The following is a 24,246-nucleotide window of genomic DNA, read 5'->3' as shown; positions in this document are numbered from 1 at the left end:
GCGGCACGTACCGGCTCGCGGGCCCCACGGGTCCCGCGGGCCGGTCACGTGTCGCACTCCAGCACCGCCTTGCACAGCCCGCAGCGCGCCCGTACGAATCCCCGCACCGGCACCCGGATCCGCTGGTGGCAGACGGGGCACGGGAACGACACCCGCATCGGGGGCCCCGCCTCGAAGGCGTAGCCGTTGCCGGGGGCGGCCGTCGTCGTCAGCCCGTCGCCGGCCGCGCCCAGGAAAAGCTCCTGCGCCCGCCTGCGGTCCCGGGTGTACCGGTGCCGGCCCAGCCGGCCGCTCGCCGTGAGCGGCGGGCGGGCGGCGTCCCGGCGGGCCAGGCGCATGCCGGCGGTGTACGCCTCGTATGCCTGCGGGCTCGTGAACCAGACCTCCGGGTTCTCGCCGAAGGCGAGGGCGCGCTTGGCGACGACGTAGCCGAACTCCTCGGGCGTCAGATAGCCGAACCGCTGCGAGGCGCCGCCGCCCTCCCGGAAGGCGTCCAGCAGCAGCCAGCCCGCGCCGAGGTAGGCGGTCGCGGTGTCGGTGAGGATCTCGTTCTCCGCGGTGTCCGGGAAGGACAGGCCGAGGCGGTCCAGATAGACGTGCATCACCTCGTGCGCCAGCGCCCCGCCGATGTCCCTGCGGTGCTCGCGGAAGCGCGGGTTCAGCTCGACGAAGTACTCCGGGCCCGCGGCCAGCTCCACGACCGCGGCCTCCGGCATCTCCCGGAAGCCGACGATCACCCGCGCGTCCGGCAGCCGCAGATGCTGCACCAGCGTGTGCGCCACGCGCTGCACGCCGAGGTGCAGATCCTCGTCTGCGGACAGGGCGACATCGGCCGGGGGGACGCTGACGGCGAAGTCGGTGTGCAGGAGGTCCGCGGTGAGCCGCCGGTAGAGCGCCGTCAGGGCCGACCGCACGGTCCGCAGATGCGGAAAGCCGTGCACGACCTCGCTCGCGCTGTCCACCGGCGACCCCCAGGATCCGACTCCAGCCCACTGTACGGGCCCCGTGCCCCGCGGCCCGGCGCGACGTATCGTGACGCGCATGAGTCCGAACATCGCCACCAACACCCGGGTCGACCTCGCCGGGCTGCTCGACTTCGTACGGGCCAGGCACCGGGCCCTGCTGCTCACCCGGCGGGCCGACAGCTCGCCGCAGGCGTCGCCGCTGACCTGCGGGGTGGACGACGCGGGGCGGATCGTGGTGTCCACGTACCCGGAGCGGGCCAAGACCCGCAACGCGCGCCGCGACCCGCGGGTCGGGATCGTGGTGCTGTCAGACGAGTGGGACGGGCCGTGGGTGCAGGTCGACGGCGCGGCGGAGGTGATCGACGCGACGGCGGACGTGGAGCCGTTCGTGGAGTACTTCCGCAACATCGCGGGGGAGCACCCGGACTGGGACGAGTACCGCGAGGCCATGGTGCGGCAGGGGAAGTCGCTGATCCGGATCACGCCGGAGCGGTGGGGTCCCGTGGCCACCGGGGGCTTCCCGGCGCGGCTGTCGGAGGGGTCGTAGCCCCGCGGGTCAGGACGGCGGCGGGCCGAGCAGCGGCTCGCCGCCGGGTTCGACCAGCTCCAGCAGCAGCACCTCGTTGACGCCCGTGCGGAGCACCGGGCCCGGGACGTACAGCGACTCCTGCGGCCCCGCGGCCCAGTAGCGGCCCAGGCAGAAGCCGTTCACCCACGCCCAGCCCCGGCCCCAGCCGGGCAGCGCAAGCACCGCGTCGCCCGGTTTCGCGATCTGTGCCGACGCCCGGTACAGCCCCGTGCCGCCCGTGTCCGGCGGGGCGTACGGGAGGGCAGCCACCGCCTCCGTGTCGTCGAAGGCGTCGAGGCGCAGCCCCCGGGCCCGTACGCCGTGCACGTACTGGCGCTCGTGCAGCAGCCCGCCGGTGATCCCCTTCGGCTCCCCCAGCCGCGGGCCGTAGTTGACCCGGCCCAGCGACTCCACCCACACCTCGACCTCGGCCGGACCCGCGACGTCCCCGAGCGGCGCCTCCTCCCCGGCCAGCGCGATCCGCCGCTCGCCGGCGGCGTCCCGCACGTACGCAAGCGCCACGTCCCGCAGCCCGGTGACCAGCAGCGGGTGCGGGCGCCTCGGGCCCGGGATGCGGAAGAGGTAGCGGACAAGACCGCGGTCGACGTCCAGCTCCTCGAACGTCGGCGGCACCCCGTGCTCCCGCTCCCCGCCGCCCAGCGGCGCCAGCACCTGTGCCGCCGGGACGTGCCCGTCGACCGGCGCCGGCACGGCCGCGGGCAGGGCCGGGGGCGGGGGCGGCGGCTCGGGGAGGGGGCCCGCCGCGTACCGGGCCAGCACCTCGCGGAACGCCTCGAACTTCGGCGTGGCCCGGCCGTACTCGTCGACCGGCGCGCCGTAGTCGTACGACGTGACGTCCGGCTGCAGCGCCCCGCGGTGCAGGTCGCCCGCGCGGTTCGCGCCCGCCCGGCCGCCGAAGCTGGTGCCGCCGTGCGCCATGTAGAGGTTCACCGACGCGCCGCAGTCGAGGATCTCCGTCAGCGCCGCCGCCGCGTCCGCCGGTTCCCGTACGACGTGCTCCGCACCCCAGTGGTCGAACCAGCCGCACCAGAACTCCGCGCACATCAGCGGCCCGTCAGGACGGTGCCGGCGCAGCGTCGCGAACGCCTCCCGGGCGCCGGAGCCGAAGGTCAGCGTGGCCAGCACGCCGGGCAGCGAGCCGGCGGTGAGCATGTGGTCCTCGGGCCCGTCCGCCGTGAGCAGCGGCACGGTCACGCCGCGGGCCCGCAATCCGTCGGCGAGGTGGCGCAGATAGGCGCGGTCGCTGCCGTACGAGCCGTACTCGTTCTCCACCTGCACCATCAGCACAGGACCGCCCCGCGTCACCTGCCGGGCGGCGACCTGCGGCAGCACGGCGTCGAACCAGTCGTCCACGGCGGCCAGGAACTCCGGGTCGCGGGTCCGCACCCGCGCGCCCAGCGGGCCCGTCAGCCAGTGCGGCAGCCCGCCGTTCTCCCACTCCGCGCAGATGTACGGGCCCGGGCGGACGATCACCCACAGCCCCGCGGCCTGCGCGGCGTCGATGAAGCGGCCGGCCGCCGCCACGTCCTCGTAGCGACCGGGCGCGGCTCGTGGAGGTTCCACGGGACGTACGCCTCGACGCAGTTCAGGCCCATCGCGCGGAGCATCGCGAGGCGGTGGCCCCACTGCGCCTCGTGCACCCGGAAGTAGTGCATGGCCCCGGACAGCAGCCGCACCTCCTGCCCGTTGAGAAGGAAACTGTCGCCTTCCACCGTGAACCCAGGCACCGATTCCCGCCGTTCGTCGCCGATTGCCGGGCAAATACTCTCGCCCCCTGGCCACCCGCCCGTCCATCGACAAAGATCGACGGTGCTTGGACTCGGCGCTTGGACTCGGTGTCCGGACCGGCGGCGGCGATGCAAGGAGGGCGGGCGATGAGCCACCACACGTGGATGCGCTACTTCACCCCCGGCCCGGTGCACCGCAAGCTCGGCCTGGTCTGCCTGGGCGTCGGGCTGCAGTACGGCGACCTGCCGGTCGTCGGGCCGCGCACGCTCGACCACCATGTCGCCGTCGTCATCAGCAGCGGCCGCGGCTGGTTCCGGAACGGCGAAGGACCGGTGCTGGACGTCGCGGCCCCCGCGCTGCTGTGGCTCACCCCGGGCGCCGTCCACCACTACGGGCCCGACCCCGCGACCGGCTGGGACGAGGCGTTCGTCGACTTCACCGGGTCCGCCGTGGCCGCGTACACCGAGCTGGGCTACGTCCAGCCGGAGCGGCCCGTGGTGCCGCTCAGCGACGCCACCGGGCCGCGCACCGTCGTCACCCGCATCGCGCGCGCCGCCCGCCGCGGCAACCCGATGCTGGAGGTCGAGACGTCCGCCGCCGTGCACGACCTGCTCGTGGCGCTGCGCCGGTCGCGCGCGGACATGGCCCCGGACGGCGACCCGGTGCTGCCGGCGCTGGCCCGCGACGCCTTCCTGCCGCTGTCCGTCGCCGAGCACGCGGCGCGGCACGGGATGACGACGGCGGAGCTGCGCTCCGCGGTGCGCCGGGCGGCGGGGTGCAGCCCGAAGGACTACCTGCTGGGGATACGGCTCGGGCGGGCGAAGGAGCTGCTGGCCGCCACGGAGCTGCCGATCGCGGCGGTCGCCCGGCGGGTGGGGTACGACGACCCGGCGTACTTCTCGCGGCTGTTCACCCGCCGGGTGGGGGTGGCGCCGGTGCACTTCCGCGACCAGCAGGGCCGCACGGCACCGGGCGGCTGGAGCGACCGCGCCCCGGACCCGGGGGACCCGCCGGTGGCGGAATGGACCCCGCGGGGGCGGGGCCCCGCGTAGCCGGGCAGCGGCGGCGGCGCAGGATGCCGCGCGTACGGGCGGCCGTTGACGGTGACGGAGCCGCGGGTCGGCGCGTTCAGACCCACGATGAGGCGCATCGTGGTGGACTTGCCGGCGCCGTTGGGTCCGAGGAAGCCCGTCACGGTTCCCGGGCGCACGGTGAAGGTCAGGTCGTCGACGGCGGTCTTCTCGCCGTACCGCTTGGTGAGCCCGCGTACTTCGATCGTCATACCGGCGACGCTAAGCGGCGCGGCCGCGCAGAACGTCCGACCACGGCCCGCAACCGCGCGGGTCCGTAATACCGCGGGAGGACCCCCGCCAGGGCCCCGGGCACACCCCCGCCGCTCAGGGGGCTTCGCCGCCCGTACGCTCAACGCGGCTTCTCCTCCTGGGCAGGCTCCCCAGCCGCCGCTCCGGCCTCCGGTGCCGCACCGGCCGTCGGCGTGCCCGCCGCCGCCGTACCGCCCGAGGCGACGACGCGCGGGTCGCGGCGTACGCCCCGGCGGCGCGAGACCGCCACGCCCGCCAGGCACAGCGCGCCGCCCAGCAGCGTCGGCACCTCCGGCACCTCGCCCAGCGCCGCCCAGGACATCAGCACCACCAGCGCCGGCACCGCGTACGTCGTGGCGCCCATCTTTCCCGCCGTGGTCCGCGCCAGCGCGTACGCCCACGTCGTGAAGGCCAGCGCCGTCGGGAAGATGCCGAGGTACACCACGTTGGCCGTCGCGGAGAGCGGCGCGTCGCCTATCTGCCCCGCCAACTGCCCCGCGAACGGCAGGCACAGCACCGCGCCCGTCATGCAGCCGTAGGCCGTGACCTGGAGCGGCGAGGCATGCGCCAGGGCCGGCTTCTGGCTGACGACCCCGCTCGCGTACGTCGCGGCGGCCAGCAGGCACAGCAGCACCCCGCCGAGCGACGAACTGCCCCCGTCGGACATCGATATCCCCACCACCACGGCGCCCGCGAAGGACACGCCGAGGCCCGCCAGCAGCATCCGCGGGAAGCCCTCCTTCAGCAGCCAGCCGCTGAGCAGCGCCACGAGCATGGGCCCGACGTTCACGACCATCGCGGCCGTGCCCGCATCGACCAACTGCTCGCCCCAGTTGAGCGCCACCATGTACACCCCGAACCAGAGCGTGCCCGACACGGCGATGCCCGGCCACGCCCCCCGCGGCGGCAGCCCCTCGCGGCGCACGAGCAGGAGCAGAGCCAGCGCCGCCGAACCCGCCAGCAGCCGGCCGAGCGCCAGCGCGCCCGGGCTGAAGTGCTCGCCCGTATCCCGGATGGAGACGAACGCCGACGCCCACAGCACCACCGTCACCGCCGCCGCGGCCATCGCCCGCCGGTCCGCCCCCGCCTGCACGTTTGCCATGCCCAGGAAGGTAACAGCCGGCACCGACAACGGACCCGCCCCTGTTACGGTGGCGGCATGACCGACCACTCCACGTCCCCGTCGGCCATGGACGGCCTCTCCGACTCCGATGTACGAGCCGAGCTCGACCGGCTCCGCGACAGCATCGACAACATCGACGCGGCCGTCGTGCACATGCTCGCCGAACGCTTCAAATGCACCCAGCGGGTCGGCCGCCTCAAGGCCGCCCACCACCTGCCCCCCGCCGACCCGGCCCGCGAGGCCCGCCAGATCATCCGCCTCCGCGAGCTTGCGGAGAGCGCCAAGCTGGATCCGGCATTCGCGGAGAAACTTCTCAACTTCATCATCGCCGAGGTCATCCGGCACCACGAGACCATCGCCAACTCCGCCGCCCCGGAATCCCCGTCCGCCCCATAACAGGCGAAACGCGGCTCTAGAGTGTGGTCCTGCGTGCACGCTGGGCTACGGAAGGTGGGAGGAGCCGCGTGAGGGTGGAGCTGCCGCCGGGGCGGGCGACCTTCGTCGACCGCGACGAGCAACAGGACCGCGTGGCACGCGCGGTGGGCGAGCCGGCCGCGCGCTCCCGGCCCCTGGTCGTGGCCGTGAGCGGACCGCCGGGCGTGGGGAAGACCGAGCTGGCCCGGGTGCTCGCGCGGGCGCTGCTCCCCCGGTTCCCCGACGGCGTGCTCTCCGTCGACCTCGACGACTACCGCCTCGGCGGCGCCGTGGACCCCGGCGACGTGCTCGCGGGGCTGCTGAAGTCGCTCGACGTGGAGGCGGACTTCGTCCAGGAGAAGTTCGCCGACCTGTGCAAGCAGTACTGGAACAGGACGGCGTTCTCCCGGCACATCCTCATCGTCGACAACGCCCGGTACGGCTCCGAACTCACCACCCTGCTGCCCGCGTCGGGCGGCAGCCTGGTCATCGTCACCAGCCACGCCCCGCTGCGCGACCTCCAGGACGGCGCCGAGCTGGACCTCGCGCTGCCGCCGCTCGCGGAGCGGGACGCGGCCGAGCTGCTGGAGCTGATCGTCCGCGACCCGCGCCTGGCCGCGGAGCCGGAGGCCGTCCGCACGCTGGTGCGGCTGTGCGAGGGCATGCCGGCGGCCCTGCACGTCGCGGGGGAGTGGGTGCGGGCGCACCGGCTCCGGCCGCTCTCCAGGCTCGTACCGCGACTGCGGCAGCAGTGGAAGGACCGGGGGATTCCCGGCGCGGAGGGAGTGTGGGACACCGTGTACGAGGACCTGTCCCCGGCCGCCGCCCGGCTCTACCGCCTCCTGCCGCACCACCCGGGCGCGACGTTCACCCCGGAGTCGGCGACCGCGCTGCTCGGCCAGGGGCCGGAGGCGGCCGCGGACGCGCTGGAGGAGCTGGACCGCGCCGGATTATCGGACCTCGGTGCGCTCGGCACGGGCGACGGCCGGCTGCGCCTGCCGGGCTCGCTGCGCGGGCACGCCGGGCGGCGCTCAGAGCGGGACGGCGCGCCCGCCGAGGCCGAGGAGGCGCTGACGCGCCTCGTCCGCTGGTACGTCCGCCAGGCGCAGCGCGCCGACCTGTTCGCCGCCGGCAAGCGCCTCACCGTCGCGCCCGAGTTCCCCGAGGTGCCCGGCGCGCCCGACGTGCCGCTGCCGGACCCGGGGCGGGCGGAGCCCACCGGGGCCCGAGCCGAGGCGGCCGACCGCGCCTCCCGCTGGCTGTACGACGAGCGCCACACCCTCTTCGCCTGCATGCGCGCCGCCCACGAGCGCGAGCTGGACGCCGAAGTGGTCGCCCTCTCCGAGCCGGTGTGGACGTACGCCCTGGACCATCCGCACCGCTCCGACGTCATCGACCCCTTCCGACTCGCCGTCTCCGCCGCCGTCCGCGACGGCGCGCACGGCTCCTGGCTGGTGCGGACCCGCTGCCAGCTCGCCCGCCGGCTCTGGGAGAGCGGCCGGCCCGACGAGGCCGCGCAGCAACTCGACGGCGCGGAGGCGGCCCTCGCGCTCCTGGGCGACAGCGACCGGGACCGCAAGCTCGCCGCGTCGGTCGCCGAGTTCCAGGGCATGCTCCACGGCGTACGCGGCGAATGGCGGGCCGCGGTCGCCGGCTTCACCCGCTCCCGCGAGCTGCACCGCGCCATCCCCAACCCGTACGGCGCGATGCTCCAGACCTACCGGCTGGGCGAGGCCGAGGCCGAACTCGGCGAGCTGGAGACGGCGTACGCGCTGCTGGCCGAAGCGCACCGCGAGGCCGGGGAGCTGGGCCGGGAGCGGATGACGCGGCGCACCGGCTTCGCGCTCGCCGGCGTGCTCTGCCGCCTCGGCCGCACCCGCGAGGCCCGGCCGCTGTACGACCAGTCGCTGACGGCGGCCAGGCGCCGGGGCGCCGGCTTCGACGAGGCGCGGGTCCTCGACGCGCTGGCCGCGCTGGCGCGGGCCGAGGGCCGGGCGGCCGAGGCCGTGCGGCACCGCGCGGACGCCGACGAGATCCGGCGGCGCAACGGCCTGGCGCCGGACGGCCGTTGAGGCGGCCGCACCGGCTCGACGGCTGCACCGGCTACACCGGCTGCGCCTCGTCGTCGCCCGTCGCGGGACGCAGCTCGACGCGGAAGGCACGCCCCCCGACCACGCACGTCAGCGGCACGGGATCCGCCTGCTGCCGGCCCCGGGTGCGCAGCCAGGCGTGCACCGCCGAGGCGACGGCGGCCGGGTCGGGACGTACCGTGGCGCCGTCCTCGGCCGCCGGCGCGGCGCGCGCGACGAAGCCCGTGTCCCGGGTCCTGACCAGGCAGCCGCCGGAAGGCAGCACCGCGACCGCCGTACGGCACCCGGGGTACGCCGCCAGGGCGTGCCGCGCCCACCCGTCCGCCGTCCACGACCAGCCCGCCTCCGCGGCCGGCGCCGGCAGCGGACGCCGGTACAGCACCCCGGCGGAGCGGGCCAGCCGCTCGCTCGCCGCGCCGTGCTCCACCGCGAGGTGGTCACCCGGCGCCCCGAGTCCCGCCGGACGGCGGATGACGCGGACGCGCGACCCGGTGACCTCCGCGGCCACGTCGAACGCCGCGGGCGTGCGGTCCGCGGGCCGCGGCGGGGGCAGCAGCCGTAGCGGATTGCCGACCGCGGGCGGCGTCAGCCCCAGGAGCGCGTACAGCTCGGTGCGCAGCCTGCCCAGTGCGCTGCCCCGGTGTGCGAACGCGGCCCTGGCGGCGTCCCGCCCGGTGCCCGGCCGGTACGCGCCGAGCGCGTCGGCCAGGTCCCCGGCACGCCCCAGCCGGGGCACCCGGCTCAGCAGCACGTCCATCGGGCTGCCCGGGATCAGCTCCACCCCGCCCCGGTAGGCGTTCACGACGGGGCGGTCCGCGGCGGCGCAGTAGTACAGGGCGGCGGAGCCGTGGTCGGTGACCAGGGCGTCGGCGGCGACCAGGACGGAGGCCCACTCCTGGTGCGGGTGCGCGAGGACCAGGCCCGCGTCGAGGGCGGGCGCGAGGCGTTCGGCCAGCTCGTACGACCTCAGCAGGCTGTGCTCGTTGGGGTGCACGATGAGCGCCAACTGGTACTCGTCGTACGGGAGCAGCCCGGCCAGCCGGGCGGGCAGGCCGGGGTCGCGCCGCAGCAGCGACTCGGGACCCCAGGTGGAGACGAGTGCCACCAGGCGGCGCGGGCCGGTGCCGAGCGCGGCGCGGTACCGGTCGCGCAGCGAGCCGGAGGCGAGGATGCGCTCCAGCGTGAGGTCGCCGATCACCTTGGCGCGGCGTGCGGCCTGCGGTGCGCTCGCGGCGAGCCGGGCCAACTGGTCGGGGTGCGACACCGCGTGCAGCGCCACGGGCGCTGCGCGGCCGCCGTCGCGGAGCAGGTACGCGGGGTCGAGTCCCGAGGCCGCGCCGGAACCCTCGTACGGGATGGCCTTGTTGTACCCGGCGCCGTGCGGGAGGAGGACGCGCCTGCCGTGCAGCAGGTCCAGGTCGCCCTTGGGGCTGGCGGTGAGGATCAGGTCGTACGAGCGCGTGCACGCCTCGTGCCACGGGACGGTGCGGACGCCGGCGTCCTCGACGGCGGCGAGCACGTCGACGCCGAAGTCGGAGCCGGGTACGAGGGTGAAGAGCCGGGTGACGCGGTCGTCGCCGGCGAGGGCGGGGAGTGCGTCGAGGAGGCGGTACAGGGCCACCGCGGAGCGCGCGGCGAGCAGCACCGTCGACCCGGCCGCCGCCTCGGGGGCGGCGCGCCGGTACGGGCCGTCACCGCAGGTCGGTGCGGGTTCCGGGGGCTCGTCCTGCGACACGGTCCGATCGTACGTCGCCGGCGCCGCAGGACGCGGCCGCGGCGTCGTGAAGGGGACCGCGGGAGTGCCGGCCCCGTCTCCTACGCCCCGTCTCCTACGCCCCGCCGCCCGCGTCGTACGCCGCGAAGGTCCGCTCCGGCAGCAGCCAGCCCTCCTCGTGGAAGATCCGTGTCCCCGCCTCCCGGACCCCGGCGTCGGCGCCCGCGCGGGCGACCCAGTCGCGGGGCGCCGGGCCGAGGAGGTCCCGCAGCCGGGAGGAGGCGGCGAGGAGGCGGGTGAGGAGGGCGGGTTGGTCCGGGGTGTGCGGGAGGGGGCGGCCGTGGCCGTCGGAGAGGACGCCGCGGGCGTTGTAGTAGACGTACGTGTCCGGCAGCCGCCCGCCGCCGGGCAGCCGCACCGGGAATTCCGCGGCCGGCAGCAGGGCGCGCCCGTAGTTCGGCATCTCCGTGCCGTCGACGGCGCGCAGTTGCCCGTCGTCCAGCCACGTCACCCACAGCCGCGCCTCGGTGGCCGCCTCGGCGTACGGGGCGGCCGCGACGTACCCCGCCGCGCTGATGTGCCCCGAGACGCCGACGCCGAGGCCGCCGGCGGTGACCGGGGAGACCGGCACGACGGCGGGCAGCCCCAGGTGCGTGAGCTTGTGCCGCACCTGCCCCGGCGCCGCGTTGGACCCCAGCGCCAGCACCGGGACCCGCGCCGCCACCGGCGCCTGCCCGAGCGCCGCCAGCGCCTCGTCCAGCCCCGTGTCCTTACCGCCGTCCGCGACCCGCCACCGCCCCACCCCGCCCGGCGCGGGCCGCAGCGGCAGCAGCCGGTCGCCGGCGAGCAGCGAGGGACCGGGCACGGGCGGCCCCGGATACGCCAGCGGCTCCAGCAGGGGTACGGTCGCGAGGCCCAGCGCCTCCAGGGTTCTGTCCGGCACGCCGAGCAGCGTAGCCCCGCCGCCCGCGACCGGGCCCAGGCCCGACCCCGCCCGGGTGTCGTCGTACCCGCAGGTCGTGAGGCAGCATAAGGCCCATGCCCGCACTCACCCGCGCCGAGGCGCAGCTCCGCGCCGACCTGCTGGACGTTCGCCACTACGCCGTCGACCTCGACCTGACGCGCGGTGAGGAGGTCTTCGGCTCCAGCACCGTCATCACCTTCACCGCCCGCACGGCGGCGGAGACGTTCGTCGAGATCCGGCCCGCCGAGCTGGTACGTGCCGCGCTCGACGGCCGGGAGCTGGACGCCGGCGCGCTCGACGACAACCGGCTCGCGCTGCAACTCGCCGAGGGCGAGCACGAACTGCGCGTCGAGGCCGTCATGAGCTACTCGCGCACCGGCGAGGGCATGCACCGCTTCACGGACCCCGCCGACGGCGAGACGTACGTCTACAGCCAGCTCTTCCTGGACGACGTGCAGCGTGCCTTCGCCGCGTTCGACCAGCCCGACCTCAAGGCCGTCTTCGACGTCTCCGTCACCGCGCCCGCCGGCTGGACCGTACTGGGCAACGGCACCGCCCACCAGGAAGCGGACGCGGGACCGGGTGCGGATCCCGAAGCCGGCGTGCGCTGGCGGCTGACGACCACCCCGCCGCTGGCCACCTACCTCGTCGCCGTCGCCGCCGGACCCTGGCACTCCGTCCACACCGAGCACGCCGGGCTGCCCTTCGGCCTGCACTGCCGCCGCTCGCTCGCCGCCCACCTCGACGCCGACGCCGAGGAGCTGTTCGACGTCACCCGGCGCTGCTTCGACCGCTACCACGAGCGGTTCGCCGAGCCGTACCCCTTCGACTCCTACGACCAGGCGTTCGTCCCGGAGTTCAACGCCAACGCCATGGAGAACCCGGGCCTGGTCACCTTCCGCGACGAGTTCGTCTACCGCTCCGCCGTCACCGACACCGAGCGCCAGACCCGCGCCATGGTCATCGCGCACGAGATGGCGCACATGTGGTTCGGCGACCTGGTCACGCTGCGCTGGTGGGACGACATCTGGCTGAACGAGTCCTTCGCCGAGTACATGGGCTACCAGATCCTCGCCGAGGCCACCCGCTTCACCGGCACCTGGACCGACTTCGCCATCGCCCGCAAGAGCTGGGGCTACGACGCCGACCAGCGGCCCTCCACGCACCCCGTCGCCCCGCCGCGCGTCCCCGACAGCGCCTCCGCGCTGCAGAACTTCGACGGCATCTCGTACGCGAAAGGCGCCTCCGCGCTGCGCCAACTCGTCGCCTGGATGGGCGAGAAGGACTTCTTCGCCGGGCTCGACGACTACTTCTCCCGGCACCGCTTCGGCAACGCCACCCTCGCCGACTTCATCGAGTCCATGGACCGCGCCTCCGGCCGCGACGTGCCCGAGTGGGCCGACGCCTGGCTGCGCACCACCGGCGTCGACACCTTCCGCCCGGAGACCTGGCAGGGCGAGGACGACGTGTGGGTGCTGGAAGTCGAGCACGCAGGGCGCCGGCCGCACCGGCTGGACGTCGGCCTCTACGACGAGGTCCCCGGCGAGCCGGGCCGGATGGTGCTGCGCGAGAAGGCGGCGCAGGAGTTCGCCGCGGACCTCGGGCTGAAGTCCGCGTCCGCGGAGGGCCGGGCGCCCGACCTCGTGCTCGTCAACGACGGCGACCTCACGTACGCCAAGATCCGGCTGGACGAGGGCTCCTGGGAGACCGCGCTGCGCTGTCTGTCCGGCATCCCCGACCCGCTCAGCCGCGCCGTGCTGTGGAACGCCGCCCGCGACATGGTGCGTGACGCCGAACTCCCGCCCGCCGACTACCTCCGGGCCGCCGCCGCGCACCTGCCGGCGGAGGACGACCTCGCCGTCGTCCAGGGCGTGCTGGGCTTCGCCCGCGGCCCGGTCGCGGGCGCCTACGTCCCCGACGCGGACCGCCCCGCGGCCCGCGCGACGGTCGCGGAGACCTGCCGCGAACTGCTGCGCCGCACCGACGACGACAACGACCCCGGGCTGCGGCTCGCGGCCGTACGCGCCCTCATCGACTGCGCGGACGAGCCCGACGAGGTACGCGACTGGCTCGCCGCCGGCACCGTCCCCGGCGGCCCCGCGCTCGACCCCGACCTGCGCTGGCGCTGCCTCGTCCGGCTCGCCGTCCTCGGCGCCACGACCCCGGAGCGGATCGAGGCGGAGGTCGCGCGCGACCCCGGCGCGTCCGCGCAGGAGGGCGCGGCGCGGTGCCTGGCCGCGCTGCCGGACGCCGGGGCGAAGGCGGCGGCCTGGGAGGCGATGTACGGGGGCGCGGCCGGCGCCGCCGAGCTTTCCAACTACCTGTTCACCGCCACCGCGCTGGGCTTCTGGCAGCCGGAACAGCGCGAGGTGCTGGCGCCGTACGTGCCGCGCTGGTTCGCCGAGACGCCGGCGCTCGCCGAGCGCCGCGGTGCCGCCATCGCCGAGGCGGCGGGGCGCTCCGGGTTCCCGCGCGGGTTCGTGGACGCGGAGACGCTGCGGCTCGGCCGGGAGTGCCTGGAGCGGGACGACCTGGTACCGGCGCTGCGGCGGCGGCTGGCCGACCAACTCGACGACCTGGGCCGGGCGCTGCGCGTACGCGAGGCGGCGGACGCCCGGGCCGAGTAGCGGAACGGGACCGGGCGCGGCTGCCGGAACGGCGTCGCGCCCGGTCCCGTAGCAGATCGTGGAACGCGTCCCTCCGCGTCCTGACGCGTTCCCACGTACGGGCGAACTCCCGGGCAGAACGGTGCGTTTCGGAGAAATGGCGGAAGTAGGTTAGGGCCGCCTCACCTCACCACCGGTCCTCCGGGACCGGCGCCCTCAGGAGACTGCATGCCCGCTGCCGCCGAAGCCGCCCTCGCGGGCGGCACCGCCGGCCCCCGCGCCCTCCGCCCGTACCTCGACACCGTCCTCGCCGCCCTCGGCGACGGCGCCGTCCGCCGCCGGGGGCCGCTGCCCGCCGGCGGCCCGGAGGCCGTCGCCGCGCGGGTGCGCGAAGCCGTCCGCCCCGTGCTGCCCGACACCGGCGTCGGCGCGGACGCGGCCCTCGCCGGCCTCGTCCGCGTCCTCGCCGAAGGCGCCGCCGACCCGGCGGACCCGCACTGCGCCGCCCACCTGCACGCCCCGCCGCTCGCCGTCGCCGCCGCCGCGGACCTCGCGGCCGGCGCGCTCAACCCGTCGCTGGACTCCTGGGACCAGGCCCCGGCCGCCGCCGAGCTGGAGGCCGAGGTGGCCGCCGCCGTCGCCGCCGAGGTCCACCCCGGCGCCGCCCGGCCGGACGCGCTGGTCACCACCGGCGGCACGGAGGCCAACCAGCTCGCGCTGCTGCTCGCCCGCGAACTCCTCGGCCCCGGCGTGCAGGTGGTCGCCGGCGCCAGCGCCCACCACAGCGTGCGGCGCGCCGCGTGGCTGCTGGGCATGCGCGCCCCGCACGTCGTGCCGACGCCGCGCGGCGTCCTGGATCCCGCCGCCGTACGGGACGTGCTCGCGGAGGTCCGCGGCCCCGGCGGCGCCCCGGGCCCGGCGCTGGTCGTCGCCACCGCCGGCACCACCGACGCCGGCGCCGTCGATCCGCTGCCGGGGCTCGCCGACGCCGCCGCGGCGCACGGCGCCCGGCTGCACGTGGACGCCGCGTACGGCGGTCTGCTGCTCCTCGCCCCGGGCCGCGCGCACCTCGTCGCCGGGCTCGACCGGGCCCACACCGTCGCGCTCGACCTGCACAAGCTGGGCTGGCAGCCGATCGCCGCCGGCTTCCTGGCCGTACGCGACGACGCCGACCTGGCGCCGCTCGCGTACACCGCCGACTACCTCAGCGCCGACGACGACACCGATGCCGGACTGCCCGCACTGCTGCACCGCTCGCTGCGCACCACGCGCCGCGCCGACGTGCTCAAGGTCGCCGTCACGCTGCGCGCGCTGGGCCGCGCCGGGATCGCGGAGCTGGTGGAGAGGACGTTCACCGCGGCGGCGCGGCTCGCGGAGCTGGTCGAGGAGGACCCCGAGCTGGAGCTGTACGCGCCGCCCACGCTGACCACGGTCCTCTTCCGGCCCGCCGGCGCCGACGACGCCGCGGTCGCCGCGCTGCGGCGGCGGCTGCTCACCGACGGGCACGCGGTGCTCGGCCGCGCCGAGGCGGGCGGGCGGCGCTGGCTGAAGGCCACCCTGCTCAACCCCCATGCCCAGCACGGCGACCTGCGCAACCTGCTCAAGCTCGTCACCGAGGCCCACCGGGCACCGGCCCCTTCGCCCCGGCAGGAACGCGAGAACGGAACCGTCTCCGATGCCCGCTGAGCACACCGGCCGCCGGCGCCCCCTGGACCTCGCCGGGATCGGCATCGGCCCGTTCAACCTGTCGCTCGCCGCCCTCGCCGCCCGCGTCCGCGGCCTGACCACCGCGTTCTACGAGCGCCGCCCGGAGTTCCGCTGGCACCCCGGGCTGCTCATCGAGGGCACGACCCTCCAAGTGCCCTTTCTCGCCGACCTCGTCACGCTCGCCGACCCCACCAGCCCCTTCAGCTTCCTCAACTACCTGCGGGTACGCGAGCGGCTCTACCCCTTCTACTTCGCCGAGCGCTTCCACGCCCACCGCGCCGAGTACGACGCGTACTGCCGCTGGGTCAGCGGGCAGCTTCCCGGCCTGCACTTCGGCCACCAGGTCGAGGACGTCCGCTGGAACCCGGAAAGCGGCCTCTTCGAGGCCGACTTCGCCCAGCTCGACGCCGCCGGCGAGGCCGCCGCGCTGGGCCGCGCGCACGCCCGGCACCTCGTCGTGGGGGTGGGCACCGAGCCGTACGTGCCGGAGGCGCTGCTCCCGCTCGTCGGCTCGCCCGCGGCCGACGTCGTGCACTCCGCCGACTACCTGCCCCACCGCGCCCGCCTCGCCGCCGCCGGGCACGTGACGGTCGTGGGTGCGGGGCAGTCCGGCGCGGAGGTCTTCCTCGACCTGCTGCGGGCCCGGCCCGCGGGCGCCGAGGGGCTGCACTGGCTGGCCCGCTCCCCGGCCTTCGCGCCCATGGAGTACAGCAAGCTGGGCCTGGAGCAGTTCACGCCCGACTACGCGCGCTACTTCCACGGGCTGCCCGAGGAGGTACGCGACGAACTGCTGCCCCGGCAGTGGCAGTTGTACAAGGGCATCGACGGCGAGACCATCGCCGCCGTGCACGACGAGCTGTACCGCCGCACCCTCGGCGGCGGCTGGCCCGACGTGGTCCTCACCCCGGGCGTCACCGTGCGCACCGCTGGGCGCCTCGGCTCGGACCGCATCGAACTGCACCTGGAGCACGCCGCGCAGGGCGCCCGCGAGACGCTGCGCACCGACGCCGTGGTGCTTGCCACCGGCTACCGCGAGCGTCCGCTCGACGGCCTCCTCGCCCCGCTGGAGCCGCTGCTGCAGCGCGACGCCGCGGGCCGCCCGCAGGTCGACGAGCGGCACCGTCTGGTGCTCGACCCCGAGGTCACGGGCCGGATCTACGTCCAGAACGCCGAGCGGCACACGCACGGCGTCGGCGCCCCCGACCTGGGCCTGGCCGCGCACCGCAGCGCCGTCATCCTCGACGACGTCACCGGCGCGGAGCCGTACCCGCTGCCGAGCCGTACCGCCTTCACCACCTTCGGGCTCCAGCAGAACCGGCGCGCACGGCCCGGAGAACCGGCGCCCCGCATCCCGCGCGCGCCGGACCCTGGCACAGTAAGGGCATGACGAACGTGCCCCCCGCTCCCGCCCCGGCCCCCTACGGCACCCCGGACCAGCCGCGCCTCGCCGTCCGCGGCGAGGCGCGGCTCGAAGTCGACCCGGAGATCGCCCGGATCGCCGTCACCGTCGCCGTCCGCGGCACCGACCGGCGCACCGCGCTGGAGGACCTGACCCGCCGCAACGCCGAGGCGCGCGACCTGATCAGGTCGTACGGCGACGCGGTCGAGAAGCTGGAGACGGGCGCGCTGCTCGTGACCCCGGAACTCGGCCGGCACGGGCGCGGGGAGCGCGTGCGCCGCTACCACGGCCGGGTCCGGCTGGCCGCGACGTTCAGCGACTTCACCGCGCTCGGCGAGCTGAGCACCCGGGCCGCCGACCTCGAACTCACGAGTGTCGAAGGACCGTGGTGGGCGCTGCGCCCGGACTCGCCGGTGCACCGCGAGGCGCGGCAGCAGGCGGTACGGGAGGCGGTGACGCGGGCCCGCGAGTACGCCGAGGCGGTGGGCGCGGAGCTGACGGCCGTGCTGGAGATCGCCGACGAGGGCGCGGAGCGGCAGGAGGCGTGGCTGGCGGCGGAGGCGACCCGCGGCTACGGCGGCCTCGCGGTGCCCGGCGGGGAGGCGGCCCCCGCGCTCGACCTCGAACCTCAGCGACAGACTGTCTACGCACGGGTGAACGCAAGGTTCACCATGACCCGTCCGCAACTCTGAAAGCGCTCATCAGAGCAGCGGCCCGCACGTTTTATTAGTTGTCAGCTCGATCTCAATAGACCTTCGCTCAAATGTCGTTGGGGAATGGCCAATACCCGGTTCCCTACCTGCCGGTAAGTCATAGAGTCGAACGTATGCGCCGAGCGAAGATTGTCTGCACCCTGGGTCCAGCTACCGACACATACGACCAGATCAAGGGCCTGGTCGAGGCGGGAATGGACGTCGCCAGGTTCAATCTCAGCCATGGCACCTACGCTGAGCACGAGGAGCGTTACGCACGGGTGCGCAAGGCCGCGGACGAAACGGGGCGCAGCGTCGGCGTGCTCGCCGACCTTCAGGGTCCGAAGATCCGGCTGAGCACGTTCCGCGAAGGTCCTGTATTTCTCGAACGGGGCGATGAATTCACCATCAGCGTCGATCCGGTCGAAGGCGACCGCCAGTGCTGCGGTACGACGTACGCCGGGCTGGCCGCCGATGTCGGCCGGGGCGAGCGGATCCTCGTCGACGACGGCCGCGTCACGCTGGAGGTGACCGCCGTGGACGGGCCCCGGGTCCGCACGATGGTCATCGAGGGCGGCATGGTCTCCGACCACAAGGGCCTCAACCTGCCCGGCGTCGCCGTCTCCGTCCCGGCGCTCTCCACCAAGGACCGCGAGGACCTGCGCTGGGCGCTGCGCGCCGGCGCGGACATCATCGCGCTGTCCTTCGTCCGCTCCGGGCAGGACGTCCGCGACGTCCACCGGATCATGGACGAGGAGGGCCGGCGGGTCCCCGTGATCGCCAAGGTGGAGAAGCCGCAGGCGGTGGAGAACCTGGAGGGCATCGTCGACGCCTTCGACGGGCTCATGGTGGCCCGCGGCGACCTCGGCGTGGAAATGCCGTTGGAGCAGGTGCCGATGGTGCAGAAGCGGGCGGTCAAGCTGGCCAAGCGGAACGCCAAGCCGGTCATCGTCGCCACGCAGATGCTCGACTCGATGATCGAGGCGTCCCGGCCGACGCGCGCGGAGGCGTCCGACGTGGCCAACGCGGTGATGGACGGCACGGACGCGGTGATGCTGTCCGGCGAGACGAGCGTCGGCAAGTACCCGATCCAGACGGTGCGGACGATGGGCCGGATCGTGCAGGCGGCGGAGGAGGAGATGCTCGCCAAGGGTCTGCCGCCGCTGACCGAGCGCAGCAAGCCGCGCACGCAGGGCGGGGCGGTGGCGCGCGCGGCGGCGGAGATCGGCGACTTCCTCGGGGCGCGCTATCTGGTGGCGTTCACGCAGTCCGGCGACACGGTGCGGCGGCTCTCGCGCTACCGCTCGCCGATCCCGGTGCTGGCCTTCACCCCGGACCCGGCGACGCGCAGCCAGCTCAACCTGACGTGGGGCGTGGAGACGTTCCTCGGCCCGATGGTGCAGACGACCGACGAGATGGTGGCGCAGGTCGACGAGCAGTTGCTGAAGATCGGCCGCTGCCGCAAGGGCGACGTCGTGGTGATCACCGCCGGCAGCCCCCCGGGCATCCCAGGCTCGACCAACCTCGTCCGCGTCCACCACATCGGCGAGGACGACCCGGCGAGCTGACGCACCGCGGGGGTGCGCCTTCGGCGGGGTGGCCGGGTGGGGAACCAGGGCATCGCCGTGCTCGCGGGCTTCCGTGCATGCGGAACGCCGCGCCCGGCCGCCGCGGCTCGCCGCAGGCGGCAGCGGTGAGTCTCGCATCTCCCGCTCCCGCCGGCGGAGCCGCGGACCGGGCTGTTCCTCCGCGCCGGGGGAGAGGCGCTCAGTGCGCCGCCGACTCCCAGTCCGGGCCGACGCCCACCGCGACGTCCAGGGGCGCCCGCAGGGACACCGCGCCGGCCATCTCGCGGCGTACCAGCTCCTCCACCCGCTCGCGCTCGCCCGGCGCCACCTCCAGCACGACTTCGTCGTGCACCTGGAGCAGCAGCCGCGTCTCCAGCGACGCCGCCGTCAGCGCCCGGTCCACCCGCAGCATCGCGAGCTTCACGATGTCCGCCGCCGTGCCCTGGATCGGCGCGTTGAGGGCCATCCGCTCGGCCATCTCGCGCCGCTGGCGGTTGTCGCTGTTGAGGTCGGGCAGATACCGGCGGCGGCCGAACATCGTCTCCGTGTAGCCCGTCGCCCGCGCCTCGTCGACGACGCGGTGCAGATAGTCCCGGACCCCGCCGAAGCGCTCGAAGTAGTTCTCCATCAGCTTGCGGGCCTCGGCCGCCTCGATGCCGAGCTGCTGCGAGAGGCCGAACGCGGACAGCCCGTAGGCCAGCCCGTACGACATCGCCTTGATCTTCCGCCGCATCTCGGCGTCGACCTCGGTGCGCGGCACCGCGAACACCTGTGAGGCGACCGTGTCGTGCAGGTCCTCGCCGGAGGTGAACGCCTCGATCAGGCCCTCGTCCTCCGACAGATGGGCCATCACGCGCAGCTCGATCTGGCTGTAGTCGGCGGTCAGCAGCGACTCGTACCCCTCGCCGACGACGAAGCCGCGCCGGATCGCCCGGCCCTCGTCGGTACGGATGGGCACGTTCTGCAGGTTCGGATCGGTGGAGGACAGCCGGCCGGTGGCGGCGACGGTCTGGCTGAACGTGGTGTGGATCCGGCCGTCCGCCGCGATGGTCTTGATCAGCCCCTCGACCGTGGAGCGCAGCCTGGCCTGCTCGCGGTGGCGCAGCATGATGACCGGCAGCTCGTGGTCGGTCTTGGTGGCGAGCCAGGCCAGCGCGTCGGCGTCCGTCGTGTAGCCCGTCTTGGTCTTCTTCGTCTTCGGCAGGTCCAGCTCGCCGAAGAAGACCTCCTGCAACTGCTTGGGCGAGCCGAGGTTGAACTCGTGCCCCACCGCGTCGTGCGCCTCCCGGACGGCCTGCTGCACCGCGCCGGCGAACTGCTCCTCCATGGCCTCCAGATGGGCCCGGTCGACGGCGACGCCGGCCCGCTCCATCCCCGCCAGCACCGCGGAGACCGGCAGCTCCATGTCGCCCAGCAGCTCCGCCGCACCGACCTGCGCCAGCTTCTCCGACAGCGCCTCGCCGAGGTCCAGGACCGTACGGGCCGTGCGCATCAGCGCGTCCCGCTCGGCCGCCTCCTGGTCGCCCTCCTCGCCGTCGAGGCCCAGCTCCAGTTGCCCGTCGGCCGCCGGGGGCTCCAACTCGCGGCCCAGATAGGCGATCGACAGCGCGTCGAGCGCGAACGTCCGCCGGCCGGGGGTGACCAGATAGGCGGCCAGGGCCGTGTCCATCGCCACGCCCTCGACCGTCCAGCCGTGCTCGGCGAAGACGCGCATCGCGCTCTTCGCGTCGTGCACCGTCTTGGCGCTGCCGGCGTCCGCGAGCCAGCCCGCGAACGCCTGCTCGTCCGCGGCGTCCAGCCGGGCCGGGTCGAACCACGCGGCGGGCCCCTCCGCGGTCGCCAGCGCGACCTCGGAGACGCTGCCGACGCCGAGCTGCCAGGTGCCGACGGTGGCCATGCCGAGGGGCGCCGAGCCGTGCTCGGCGAGCCACGGCGCCAGCTCGCCCGTCGCCAGCACCCGGCCGTCGACCTGCACGCCCGGCTCGGGCTCGACCTCCGCCTCGGCGGCGCCCGGGTCGGCGTTGAACAGCCGCTCGCGGAAGTTGGGGTTGCGGAACTCCAGGGCGTCCATGACGACCTGGAGCGACGTCCGGTCGTACGGCTTGCGCTCCAGCTCCTCGGGCCGGGCGGGCAGCTCGACGGCGCGGTCCAGCTCGGTCAGCCTGCGGTTGAGCTTCACCGCGTCGAGGTGGTCGCGCAGGTTCTGCCCGGCCTTGCCCTTGACCTCCTCGGCCCGCTCGGCCAGCTCCGCGAACGACCCGAACTGCTTGATCCACTTGGCCGCGGTCTTCTCGCCGACGCCCGGGATGCCGGGCAGGTTGTCGGAGGGGTCGCCGCGCAGGGCGGCGAAGTCCGGGTACTGCGCGGGGGTCAGGCCGTACCGCTCCTCGACCTTCTCCGGGGTGAAGCGGGTCAGCTCGGAGACGCCCTTGGTGGGATACAGCACCGTCACATGGTCGGAGACGAGCTGGAAGGAGTCCCGGTCGCCGGTGACGATCAGCACCTCGAACCCGGCCGCCTCGGCCTGCGTGGCGAGTGTGGCGATCACGTCGTCCGCCTCGAAGCCCTCGACGGCGAAGCGCGGCACGTTCATCGCGTCCAGCAGCTCGCCGATCAGCTCGACCTGGCCCTTGAAGTCGTCGGGCGTCGACGACCGGTTCGCCTTGTAGTCCGCGAACTCCGCGGAGCGCCAGGTCTTGCGCGAGACGTCGAAGGCGACGGCCAGGTGCGTCGGCGCCTCGTCACGCAACGTGTTCGACAGCATCGACGTGAAGCCGTAGATCGCATTGGTGACCTGCCCGCTGACGGTGGAGAAGTTCTCCGCGGGTAGCGCGAAGAACGCCCTGTATGCCAGGGAATGTCCGTCCAGCAGCATCAGGCGGGGGCTGCTGGGGTTACGGGGTTTCGATGCGTTCTCAGCCACGGTCCCGATCCTGCCATGCCGCACTGACAACGGAGCCCGTGACGGTGCGGCATGGCAGGATCGGAAACCGTACGCCCCACCGGAGAAAGGGTGACCGCCATGGCCGGCAAACCGCCCGTCGGCGACCCCGTGCAGGACGCCCCCGAGGTCACCACGCCCCAGCAGTCCGCCGTCGGCGCCGCCGCCATCGCGCACGCGCTGCGCACCGGGCAGGAACAGATGGGCGTACGGCGTACGGCCCGCACCCTGCTGCGCGTCAACCAGCGCGACGGCTTCGACTGCCCCGGCTGCGCCTGGCCCGACCCGGACCGGCCGCACACCTTCGAGTTCTGCGAGAACGGCGCCAAGGCCGTCGCCGAGGAGGCGACGCTGCGCCGCGTGACCCCCGAGTTCTTCGCCGCGCACCCCGTCGCGGAACTCGCCGGCCGCAGCGGCTACTGGCTGGGCCAGCAGGGCCGGCTCACCCACCCCGTGTACCTCGCCGAGGGCGCCCAGACGTACGAGCAGGTCTCCTGGGAGCGGGCGTTCGCCATCGTCGCCGAGGAACTGACCGCCCTCGACTCACCCGACGAGGCGGTCTTCTACACTTCCGGGCGCACCGGCAACGAGGCCGCGTTCCTCTACCAGCTCTTCGCCCGCGAGTTCGGCACCAACAACCTGCCGGACTGCTCGAACCTGTGCCACGAGTCGTCCGGCTCCGCGCTCACCGAGACCCTGGGCGTCGGCAAGGGCAGCGTCCTGCTCGACGACCTCCACCAGGCCGACCTGATCATCGTCGCCGGCCAGAACCCGGGCACCAACCACCCGCGCATGCTCACCGCGCTGGAGCGCGCCAAGCGGAACGGTGCCCGCATCATCACCGTCAACCCGCTGCCAGAGCCCGCCATGGTCCGGTTCAAGAACCCCCAGACCGTGCGCGGCCTCGCGCGCGGCGGCACCCCGCTGACCGACCTGTTCCTCCAGGTCCGCACCGGCGGCGACCAGGCGCTCTTCCGCGCCCTGGCCAGGCGGGTCCTCGCCGCGCACGACTCCGGCGCCAAGGCCGTCGACGAGGAGTTCGTCGCGGAGCACACCCACGGCTACGAGGAGTACGCGGCCGCCGCCCGCGGCTACGCCGACGCGGACGCCGAGCGCGCCACCGGCCTGACCGCCGCCGACCTCGACCGCGCCGCGGAACTGGTGCTGGCCGCCGACAAGATCGTCGTCTGCTGGGCGATGGGCCTCACCCAGCACAAGCACGCCGTGCCCACCATCAAGGAGATCGTCAGCTTCCTGCTCCTCGGCGGCCACGTCGGCCGCCCCGGCGCCGGTGTCTGCCCCGTGCGCGGCCACAGCAACGTGCAGGGCGACCGCACCATGGGCATCTTCGAGCGCCCCGCGCCCGCCTTCCTGGACGCGCTGCAGAAGGAGTTCGGCTTCGACCCGCCCCGCCACCACGGCTACGACGTCGTACGCGCCATCCGCGCGCTGCGCGACGGCGCCGCCAAGGTCTTCTTCGCGGTCGGCGGCAACTTCGTCTCCGCCTCGCCCGACACCGAGGTCACCGAGGCCGCGATGCGCCGCGCCCGGCTGACCGTGCAGGTCTCGACCAAGCTCAACCGCAGCCACGTGGTCACCGGCGCCCGCGCGCTCATCCTGCCCACCCTGGGCCGCACCGAGCGCGACCGGCAGCCGGGGCCCGACGGCCGCGGCCACGAGCAGTTCGTGACCGTCGAGGACTCCATGGGCGTCGTGCACGCCTCCCGCGGCCGGCTCGCGCCCGCCGGCGACGCGCTGCTGTCGGAGGTCGCGATCGTCTGCCGGCTGGCCCGCGCGGTGCTGGGGGAGGACAGCGCCACGCCCTGGGAGGAGTTCAGCAGTGACTACGGGCGCATCCGCGACCGCATCGCGCGCGTGGTGCCCGGCTTCGAGGACTTCGACGCCCGCGTCCGCCGCCCCGGCGGCTTCACCCTGCCGCACGCCCCGCGCGACGAGCGGCGCTTCCCCACGAGCACCGGCAAGGCCAACTTCACCGCGGGCCCCGTGACGTACCCCGAGGTGCCCGAGGGGCGGCTGCTGCTGCAGACGCTGCGCAGTCACGACCAGTACAACACCACGATCTACGGCCTGGACGACCGCTACCGCGGCGTGCGCGGCGGGCGGCGCGTCGTCCTCGTCCACCCCGACGACGCCGCGGACCTCGGCCTCGCCGACGGCGCGTACGCGGACATCGTCGGCGAGTGGCACGACGGCGTCGAGCGGCGCGCGGACGGCTTCCGCGTGGTGCACTACCCGACGGCCCGGGGCTGCGCGGCCGCGTACTACCCGGAGACCAACGTGCTGGTGCCGCTGGACTCCACCGCGGACACGAGCAACACCCCCACGAGCAAGTCCCTGGTGGTCAGGCTGGAACCGGCCGCGTCTACGGTGGAGCCCGACACGACGGCGTAAAGGACGGAGCCG

At 74.8% G+C, this 24,246-nt stretch carries 15 protein-coding genes and 2 pseudogenes; 10 read left to right on the top strand and 7 right to left on the bottom strand.

Features of this window, described 5'->3' with window-relative positions; translation table 11 throughout:
* Nucleotides 1–44: 44 nt before the first annotated feature.
* Nucleotides 45–962, bottom strand: a complete 918-nt coding sequence (locus OG946_RS07375) for a hypothetical protein (RefSeq protein ID WP_326795329.1) — start codon at nucleotides 960–962, stop codon at nucleotides 45–47.
* 79 nt (nucleotides 963–1,041) lie between these two features.
* On the opposite strand from OG946_RS07375, the gene OG946_RS07370 reads away from it, so the two are divergent.
* Nucleotides 1,042–1,512, top strand: a complete 471-nt coding sequence (locus OG946_RS07370; protein WP_326795328.1) for a PPOX class F420-dependent oxidoreductase — start codon at nucleotides 1,042–1,044, stop codon at nucleotides 1,510–1,512.
* A gap of 9 nt (nucleotides 1,513–1,521) precedes the next feature.
* Here OG946_RS07370 and OG946_RS07365 read toward each other — a convergent pair.
* Nucleotides 1,522–3,281 (bottom strand): annotated as a pseudogene (locus OG946_RS07365) (glycoside hydrolase family 35 protein).
* A gap of 147 nt (nucleotides 3,282–3,428) precedes the next feature.
* Here OG946_RS07365 and OG946_RS07360 point away from each other — a divergent pair.
* A complete protein-coding gene (locus OG946_RS07360; RefSeq protein ID WP_326795327.1) occupies nucleotides 3,429–4,334 on the top strand; it encodes a helix-turn-helix domain-containing protein in 906 nt (301 codons plus the stop codon).
* Between the two features lie 14 nt (nucleotides 4,335–4,348).
* On the opposite strand, the pseudogene OG946_RS07355 reads toward OG946_RS07360, so the two are convergent.
* Together OG946_RS07355 and OG946_RS07350 are read right to left on the bottom strand one after the other, a co-directional pair.
* A pseudogene (locus OG946_RS07355) lies at nucleotides 4,349–4,564 on the bottom strand (ATP-binding cassette domain-containing protein); the annotation flags it as partial.
* Between the two features lie 140 nt (nucleotides 4,565–4,704).
* Complete coding sequence (locus OG946_RS07350; RefSeq protein WP_326800177.1) at nucleotides 4,705–5,670, bottom strand: DMT family transporter; 966 nt, start codon at nucleotides 5,668–5,670, stop codon at nucleotides 4,705–4,707.
* A 93-nt stretch (nucleotides 5,671–5,763) separates the two neighbouring features.
* On the opposite strand from OG946_RS07350, the gene OG946_RS07345 reads away from it, so the two are divergent.
* Both OG946_RS07345 and OG946_RS07340 read left to right on the top strand, forming a co-directional pair.
* Nucleotides 5,764–6,123, top strand: coding sequence for a chorismate mutase (locus OG946_RS07345; RefSeq protein WP_326795326.1), 360 nt, complete (start codon nucleotides 5,764–5,766; stop codon nucleotides 6,121–6,123).
* 68 nt (nucleotides 6,124–6,191) lie between these two features.
* Complete coding sequence (locus tag OG946_RS07340) at nucleotides 6,192–8,213, top strand: ATP-binding protein (protein WP_326795325.1); 2,022 nt, start codon at nucleotides 6,192–6,194, stop codon at nucleotides 8,211–8,213.
* A gap of 31 nt (nucleotides 8,214–8,244) precedes the next feature.
* Here OG946_RS07340 and OG946_RS07335 read toward each other — a convergent pair whose 3' ends face one another.
* Nucleotides 8,245–9,876 (bottom strand): translation initiation factor 2, encoded by a 1,632-nt coding sequence (locus OG946_RS07335; protein WP_326800176.1) that lies wholly within the window; start codon nucleotides 9,874–9,876, stop codon nucleotides 8,245–8,247.
* 184 nt (nucleotides 9,877–10,060) lie between these two features.
* On the bottom strand, nucleotides 10,061–10,888 hold the full coding sequence (locus OG946_RS07330; RefSeq protein WP_326795324.1) for a hypothetical protein: 828 nt from the start codon (nucleotides 10,886–10,888) through the stop codon (nucleotides 10,061–10,063).
* Nucleotides 10,889–10,983: 95 nt separating this feature from the next.
* Between OG946_RS07330 and pepN the strand changes: the two genes are divergently transcribed.
* The 5 genes from pepN to pyk all read left to right on the top strand — a co-directional run bounded on the left by pepN (nucleotide 10,984) and on the right by pyk (nucleotide 18,881).
* Complete coding sequence (gene pepN / locus OG946_RS07325) at nucleotides 10,984–13,536, top strand: aminopeptidase N (protein WP_326795323.1); 2,553 nt, start codon at nucleotides 10,984–10,986, stop codon at nucleotides 13,534–13,536.
* A gap of 207 nt (nucleotides 13,537–13,743) precedes the next feature.
* A complete protein-coding gene (locus tag OG946_RS07320; RefSeq protein WP_326795322.1) occupies nucleotides 13,744–15,201 on the top strand; it encodes a pyridoxal phosphate-dependent decarboxylase family protein in 1,458 nt (485 codons plus the stop codon).
* Nucleotides 15,191–16,609: a lysine N(6)-hydroxylase/L-ornithine N(5)-oxygenase family protein gene (locus OG946_RS07315; protein ID WP_326795321.1), complete on the top strand. Its 1,419-nt coding sequence runs from the start codon at nucleotides 15,191–15,193 to the stop codon at nucleotides 16,607–16,609. The genes OG946_RS07320 and OG946_RS07315 overlap by 11 nt, the downstream gene beginning before the upstream one ends.
* Entirely contained in the window at nucleotides 16,606–17,313 is a 708-nt protein-coding gene (locus OG946_RS07310) for an SIMPL domain-containing protein (protein ID WP_326795320.1), read from the top strand. The genes OG946_RS07315 and OG946_RS07310 overlap by 4 nt, the downstream gene beginning before the upstream one ends.
* Before the next feature lie 134 nt (nucleotides 17,314–17,447).
* Nucleotides 17,448–18,881, top strand: a complete 1,434-nt coding sequence (pyk, locus tag OG946_RS07305) for a pyruvate kinase (protein WP_326795319.1) — start codon at nucleotides 17,448–17,450, stop codon at nucleotides 18,879–18,881.
* 199 nt (nucleotides 18,882–19,080) lie between these two features.
* On the opposite strand, the gene polA is transcribed toward pyk, so the two are convergent.
* Nucleotides 19,081–21,756, bottom strand: a complete 2,676-nt coding sequence (gene polA, locus OG946_RS07300) for a DNA polymerase I (RefSeq protein WP_326800175.1) — start codon at nucleotides 21,754–21,756, stop codon at nucleotides 19,081–19,083.
* Between the two features lie 147 nt (nucleotides 21,757–21,903).
* On the opposite strand from polA, the gene OG946_RS07295 reads away from it, so the two are divergent.
* Nucleotides 21,904–24,234: an FdhF/YdeP family oxidoreductase gene (locus OG946_RS07295; protein ID WP_326795318.1), complete on the top strand. Its 2,331-nt coding sequence runs from the start codon at nucleotides 21,904–21,906 to the stop codon at nucleotides 24,232–24,234.
* Nucleotides 24,235–24,246 lie beyond the last annotated feature (12 nt).

Source organism: Streptomyces sp. NBC_01808 (assembly GCF_035917395.1).
Classification (GTDB): domain Bacteria; phylum Actinomycetota; class Actinomycetes; order Streptomycetales; family Streptomycetaceae; genus Streptomyces.
The sequence above is the reverse complement of the archived record's forward strand: the minus strand, read 5'-3'. Positions and strand labels throughout refer to the sequence as shown.